5 protein-coding genes and 1 pseudogene are annotated in these 7,068 nt (G+C 42.8%); 3 read left to right on the forward strand and 3 right to left on the reverse strand.

Going from position 1 to position 7,068, the window contains the following annotated elements; genetic code table 11:
- Positions 1-234 precede the first annotated feature (234 nt).
- Complete coding sequence (locus ABD744_RS15075; protein ID WP_344799362.1) at positions 235-1,953, reverse strand: phospholipase C/P1 nuclease family protein; 1,719 nt, start codon at positions 1,951-1,953, stop codon at positions 235-237.
- Between the two features lie 337 nt (positions 1,954-2,290).
- Here ABD744_RS15075 and ABD744_RS15080 point away from each other — a divergent pair, with 337 nt between their 5' ends.
- Positions 2,291-4,102: an isochorismatase family protein gene (locus ABD744_RS15080; protein ID WP_344799363.1), complete on the forward strand. Its 1,812-nt coding sequence runs from the start codon at positions 2,291-2,293 to the stop codon at positions 4,100-4,102.
- Positions 4,103-4,184: 82 nt separating this feature from the next.
- Here the strand turns inward: ABD744_RS15080 and ABD744_RS15085 are convergent, their stop codons facing one another.
- Both ABD744_RS15085 and ABD744_RS15090 read right to left on the reverse strand, forming a co-directional pair.
- Positions 4,185-4,658 carry a cyclin-dependent kinase inhibitor 3 family protein gene (locus ABD744_RS15085; protein WP_344799625.1) on the reverse strand — a complete coding sequence of 158 codons (474 nt, stop codon included), beginning with the start codon at positions 4,656-4,658 and terminating at the stop codon, positions 4,185-4,187.
- A gap of 93 nt (positions 4,659-4,751) precedes the next feature.
- Positions 4,752-5,030, reverse strand: a pseudogene (locus ABD744_RS15090) (restriction system modified-DNA reader domain-containing protein); the annotation flags it as partial.
- A 306-nt stretch (positions 5,031-5,336) separates the two neighbouring features.
- On the opposite strand from ABD744_RS15090, the gene ABD744_RS15095 reads away from it, so the two are divergent.
- Together ABD744_RS15095 and ABD744_RS15100 are read left to right on the forward strand one after the other, a co-directional pair.
- Complete coding sequence (locus ABD744_RS15095; RefSeq protein WP_344799364.1) at positions 5,337-6,218, forward strand: hypothetical protein; 882 nt, start codon at positions 5,337-5,339, stop codon at positions 6,216-6,218.
- Positions 6,178-7,068 (forward strand): tetratricopeptide repeat protein (locus tag ABD744_RS15100; RefSeq protein WP_344799365.1); only part of this gene is annotated, 891 nt, incomplete at its 3' end. The genes ABD744_RS15095 and ABD744_RS15100, both read left to right, overlap by 41 nt.

Raw genomic sequence — 7,068 nt, forward strand, 5'->3', positions numbered from 1 at the left:
CTTGAATTAATAGTGGCATAGTGACACTAAGTTGGCAAGTTTTTTTTCTAAACCGTTTTAAGTGAGAGAAAGACTTGGGAGAAAGGCTTGAGAGAAAGAGTGGGTCGTTGTTTAAAATAAAGATAAGAGGGGTAATATTTAGGATGACGACATCGAATAAAAAAACGCTTTAAAAACAATTGATTGCTCTTAAAGCGTTTTCCGTTAGAGAAATAAGATTGGATGGCCTAGAGATTACAAACCTTCAATGATCCATCTAGAGTGGGCTTCGTCGGTATTGCCTTCACTGGTTAAATGAACGCTTTCATCGCTTTGGTCAAACCATAAATATTGGCCCCAGTAGGTATTCTTTAAGCCCCATAAAACACCAAACGGCTCTACTTGGTAGGCGGCCTGATTTGGTGAATAGTGAAGCTTGGCGCTACCAGAAGAGGTCGCGCTGTAGCTTAAAAACAGATCTGCATCGTTTTTAGCCCGGAAATACGCACCTTCATTCGGGTCGCCTACCATGACAAATTCGATCGGTGTCCCTTCTTTCGAGTAGATGTAAGACCTTGATTTCAGACCCTTTGGAGCCGTCAATGGATTTCCGTTCAGGGAATTTTTAATTGTAACGGTTTTGCCTGAGTCTGCTTCAAGTGTAGGCATTGTCCAGTCATCAGGTACAGACTGCCATGTAGAAGAAGTCCATTGCCAGTTGTAAGGTATATGCATGTATGGATCGTTTAAGTCGCTGTAACCGGGTGATGCCTGAAGGTTATACAAGCACTGTCGGCGTAACTGATCCAATTCTGCAACTCTCTCCGCCTGGTTTCCTGATTCAACCCCTAAACCGATCATGCAATCGTATTGAGATTTGCCTTTACCGGACTGACCCTCTTCCAACACGTAGCTTTCGTCTCTGTGCTCGTCCACTTCATACCAAGCCAGCATTTCTTGTTCATCAAAATCTAACCAGTTAGTAACCAGTGTTTGTGCTTCCTGGCGGGCAACGGTTTCACGTTGATCTCGGGGAACAGCCATTGTTCTGATGAATGCAGCCCATAAATCTTTACTGGCTTCCAAAGCTACCAGGCCTATGACTTTCATGCTGCTGACTTTGTAGCTGTCCCAGCCTGATTCAAGTCGAGTATTTTCTTTCCAGATTACATCACCGCTGGTGAAGTTCAGCGCTGCTTTGGTGTCGTGAGTGTGTTGCTCTGCGCCTTCTGAGCATAAGTACGCTTTGACCTGATAAACTTTCTCATAATTATCTTTGGCTAAACGAACGGTGTGTTCGGGGCTGAAAGAATCCTGAAATAAGTGAACTGCTCGTCCAAACAAAAAGTAGTTTTGATCCAACTTTTTCTTTGAAGAATAGGTGCCACCATCCCACACGTTCATGCTTTTCTTTTCAGCCATAGCGGCATTGACGAAGTGGTTAATGAAACGTTGCTGTGCTCGTCTGGCGGCGATAACACCACCTTCTGCCCCGATGTCGTCGTAACGGCGCATGTAGTGATCTTGCTGTAAATCGGCCGGTTCTTGAGAAACCGCATCAAAACAGTCGAACTTACCTGTGGTCGATTTTGTTACGTTAAAACCGGCAATATCAACCCAACGCTCGCCCATGATGGCGGCATAAACATCATCGAATCTTGGTTCAAAGCGCTTATTATCATTGGTGATGGCCGTTAGACGATCTATTTCATTTTGAGCAGAAGACAAATCAATATTTTTTGCTAATCCTTTTTGCCAGCCTGCACGAGGGTCCTGAGGGTCGTCCGGGATGATGTGCTCCGCGTTTAAAACTTCTAATGCCGACGTTCGGGTTAACCATTCATGACCCATCGGTAAAGCGCCGCCAGCGCCATATTGAGTAAAAGCCAAGGTCGCGGTTGAGCTGACCAAACTTAAGCCTAAAACAGCGATGTGCTTTTTAGTGCAAGCCATTTTCTTAAAGATCCGTTTCATCAATATTCCTATGATGTGAAAGTGCCAAGTTGATTTATTATTTGGAGAAATCATCTTTGATGTCTCAATCCTAAAAGGTCATGCAGTTACCATACCTCTTAAGATTGTTAAATGTTAATAATTGTTATTTTTGTTGTAAATTATTGAATTATAATAATTATTCTATTGTGGTTTGCTGATCTTAAAAGGTAATAACCTGACCTGTTGACGGATGTCGATATCCTTTTTGAGACCTATCAGGGCATTTGGAAATGTTTGATTCTTCGCAGAAGGCGATGTCCATCTAAAAAAGCTGGTAGTATTCATTTCTAATGGAAGCAGTTGAATATGGATATCAATGACAAAGCCAACAATATTAATAACCCAATGCCTTCAGAATGATTTTGTAGCACCTGTCGCAAACGGTGATGCGTTACCTAATTTACTACATATTGGGCACGATGAGTCTCGCCGTTTATTGGGCGACGATGTGAATGAAGGTCCCATTTCACAACTGGTGAATTGGGTAAACTCTTTGCCCGAAAGCAGCATAGAGTTTGTTCATATTCGGGATTGGCATGACCCCGATGACCCAGCACAACGTTCGCATTTAAGCCAGTTTGGTCAACATTGTATTGCTCATACACCAGGGGCGGATTTTGTGTTTAAACATCAATCCGGTTCGAATGTGCATGTCATCAACAGTACGTCTCTGAATGATTTTGAAAATACCGGGCTGGCGAACTTATTGTCTGGTTTTCATTCGGGTGCGACGGAACAGCAAACAATACGCGTCGGTATTATTGGTGTTTGGACCGAAGCGAAAGTGTTGTTTTTGGCGTACGAATTAAGCACCCGATACCCTGACTTTGAAATTGCAGTTTGCAGTGCATTAACGGCAAGTTCATCTCGTAGCCAACATTTCTTCGCTCTAGAACAATTAAAACGCATTGTTGGCGTAAGAGTGATTGATTCTCTGGGGGAGTTTATTGAATATCTGGGCGGTTCGGTCGAACAGGCTATTCCTCAAAGCTTGAGCGATAGCTTACGGATCAAAGGCGGTGGTAACGCGCCATTAATTCGAGATGACGAAAAGTTGCTTCGATACCTTTATCGGGATTGCATCGCGATTGAGCTGAAAATCTTGGATGGTGGCTTTTCTGGCAACCTGGTTGCAGGTGTGAACAGTGTTGATATGCAAGGGCACGAGCAAGCTCCTCACGTGGTTAAAATCGGTGAACGAGCTGAAATGGCACGTGAAAGAACTGCGTTTGAGCAGATTGAAACCGTGATGGGCAATAATGCTCCTGCAGTGGCTGATTATGCTGATTTATCCCAACGAGGCGCGATCAAATATCGTTATGCCTCTATGGGCACTGGCAAAACCACAACGTTTCAAAGTCTTTATATGAATGGCCTGAGTTCGGAGCAGGTAGAGGCTTATCTAAGAGATGTTTACCAAACTCAATTGGGGCGGTTTTATCGAGCTGCCATTGATGACAACCAAAACCTGCTGGAATATTATTGTTTTGATTCCCGTTGGGCTGACTCTGTACGAGAGAAAATTCTGGAGCTGATTCCTTGCTGCCCGGAAAAGGGTGATCTTTCCCTACCTGCCAATCAAACATGCCCCAACTTATATCAGTTCTATAAGGGTGAATTGGATCAACTACCGCCGATGGTTGCTGACTTCCCGTTTTCGTTTGTTCATGGCGACCTGAATGGCGCGAACATTATTATTGATGAGCGCGAAAATGTTTGGCTGATCGATTTCTTCCATACCCATCGAGGTCATGTGTTGAAAGACTTTTCCAAGTTGGAAAATGACTTGCTGTATATTTACACCCCGATAGAAAATGAGGGTGACTTAGCGCTGGCATATCAATTTACTGATTTTTTATTGTCTTTAGAACAACCTTTGGAGGTGAATAAACCTCTGCCGGATCAATTTTTAACGACGCCTTTTGAACGGACTTTTGAAACGCTAAAGATCATTCGTCGTATGGCAAAACAACACATCCGAGAGGACAGCCCGATGCAGAAAATGCAATGGCTTATTCCTCAATTAAGGTATGCAGTGCATACCATCGGATTCGATGAACCCAATGAACGTCAGCGAATTTGGGCTTTGTATGGGGCGGCAACTATTTCTCGTATTTTAAAACCATGAGCCAGACCGCCGGTCAGGCTGTTGAGTTTCGTGACCGAGGCAACGCAGGTAAGAAATAACACTCTGATAGGAACAGGCGTGATTATGGCAACCATGCTTGGCTGAGGATGTACTCTTCTTGTGCAAACGTCTCAATCGCGTTTTCTCGAGCGGACCTGACTTGTTGGATGGCTTCTGAAGGTGTTTCACCTTGTTCAACCAAAATACGTGCAGCCAATAAACCGGTACGGCCTAAGCCTCCACGACAATGAATGACAATATCTTTGCCTTGTTTGAGTTGGTTGAAGATTGGGCCAGATACCTGCTCCCAGTTTTTTTCAAATGAATGGTCGGGTGGGCTCATATCTTTGATTGGAAGGTGAAACCAGTTAAGTTCACTCTGTTGCAGTGTTTCCATAAATTCCGGAATACCCAGTAATTCAAACTCATGACTTTCCACCAAGCTGATCAGAGAGTTGCTTCCCCAGTGCTGAATTTGTTGTAAGTCGGTTTTTAGGTCCCGTTGCCATTGACCACCGTATAAGCCAGAGCCTTGTTTACCGGGACAGATGGTCATACCGACACGGCCTTTTCCTCCCTTTGGTGTGACAAAATCAATGCGAAGAGGGTGGCTTTCTGACGTCTTGATGATTAGATTTTGTGATCTTGACGCTAGCTCGGCACGGGCATGTTCCAGGGGCGTCCAGGCTTGGCGATCTTCATTCCACCAAGTCCAGAATTGGAGGCCGCTGCTGGTGGATGGTTTGTCTCCGATAATGGCTCGCATTGCTTCGTTTGGGTCGTCAAATTCCTGATTATTAATTGTTACTTTTCCACTGTCTGAGATTGAAGCGAGAATGGTTGAATTACCATACTGTGCTTGAAGTGGTTCATTAACCTTGATGATTTTGGCGTCCATTAACTGTTTTAAATTCATTAAAGCTCTGTTCCGCGATGGTTTGTGGTGTTATTTTTTTGTTTTATATTGAGGGAAAATCAGAGTCATTGTCGAGCAGTTAAGCTTGCTGCCCTCAATTTATCCTTATGTATAAGCTCTAATTTTTGAGACGAAGTACTTTTATTGATTTTCTCGTTATAAAGTCGTGCAGCGTCGTAAAACTAAACTCTGATTTTTAAGGTTTGTTTTCGGAAGTGAGTGTTGGTTGGCTTTCTCTTATTTGTAACGCAGGGAGCTGCTCGTTAGCATCGGCTTATCGCGATAAAATCATTTATTAAACTGAATAAGGGCCTATGAATGGAATCAGCTCTGGAAACCCACACGCTTGCATTATCTTTTGATTTAGCAGAGGAGTTCGTAACAGGAAGTTCTTCAATTGTTTGGAATGAGGTTATAACGTCTCATGCATTTTACAAAGGGTTGGCCAATAAAGTTGCAATGGCAATACAGCGTGAGTTTGGCGCTAATACCCGGCCTTTAGGTGAGATGCCTTTAGATACAATTCAAAATACAGCAAGGGCAACAGCATCAAGTTATATAACGAATGATAGCGCCGCAGCCATTCGCTTTAAGCGATTTTACGAGACGAATCTCAAGCTGAAAGCAAAAGAAATTGAAAACCACTTCAAACTTTCTAAAACAGGCATGTGGATTGATGAAAATAAGAAGAGTCTAATTGTTATTGTCTCAGTTTTAACGACAGCGGCTGGTTACGGTCTTTATTCTTTCAGACATACCCAGGCCGCCATTGGGCTTGTTGATCTAGCGAATTATATCGGCGTGAAAGCCGCTAAGAAAATTCATATTGGAACGGTTCAGTTAAGTGGAGAAATCAGCAACTTTTCTTTGACGGAAAACACGTTGCAGATGAAAGGCGGGATGACTAAAAAATGGAAGTTGGTCTCGTTAAAGGCAGATAGCAGTGGCATTATTGATTTCAGAACAGGTCGGCTTACGTCTGGAAATGCTCAGGTAAGTGCGGTTATTCCGATAGATCAAAAGCTGAGTGTAAGAGCTGGATTAAAATCAAGGACTAGAGTTAAACAACCAGAAGAGCATGCCGCTTTTATGAGTATAGACTTTATTTCCGGACCGAAAAAAATCCAATTGGAATGTAATATTGTTGAAGGGAGTCGCAATGATAAGAGTTGTGCTGCTAAATTTAGCGTCAATTATTAAGTTGTTCAGGGTTTTGATTGTATTTTGGTTCTTGAGTTTGTCTTTTTTGATCTATGCAGGTAGCTCTGAGCTGGAAGCTCACGCTGATACATTGTTCCAGAGTACATATGAAACAGAACTTGAAAACCCAAATGATGCATTTTTGGTTTATGAGAAGCTTGTTGATCAGGGACATGTTGAAGCTAAAGTCCGTCTTTCCGCATTATTACAAGCAGGGTTAGGCGGTGGAACTCAAAAAGAGCGTATAGAAAGGTCATTATCTCTTTTAAAAGAAGCTGCAGATCAAGGGAGCGCAACTGCTTACTTTGGTTTATCTGTTACTTATTACTCTGGATGGTATGTACCTGAAAATAAACCTTTGGGATTAAAGTGGTTAAGAAAAGCGGCGGAAGCAGGTGATTCTAGAGCTCAAAGCCAGTTAGGCGCTTTGTTTCAACAGGGTAAAGGCGTTAGACAGGATATAAAAAAAGCTCTGTTTTGGTACCAAGCTTCTGCGGAGAAGCAAAATGGGGCAGGTCTGTATAACTTAGCAGGCTTATATTTGGATGGCATAGGTGTCGAGCAAGATGTTGTTAAAGCTATCAAGCTTTTAAAGCAAGGAGCAGAGGTTGGTCATAGTGCTTCAATTATAACGCTTGGCGAGATATATTTTGATAATAATTACGGTATTCAAGATAGTAAGTTAGCTTTTTACTGGCTGTCTAAATCCGCTGAAGAAGGCAGTGTATACGGCCAGGCCGGACTGGGTAATTGTTACCGATTTGGCATTGGTACAGACGTTAATTATGAAAAAGCTGTTTATTGGTACAAGTTAGCTTTAGAAAACGGTGACTATGAAATCGCTGGCTTC

Origin of the sequence: Litoribacillus peritrichatus, assembly GCF_039537985.1 — a bacterium.
Taxonomy (GTDB): Bacteria; Pseudomonadota; Gammaproteobacteria; order Pseudomonadales; family Litoribrevibacteraceae; genus Litoribacillus; species Litoribacillus peritrichatus.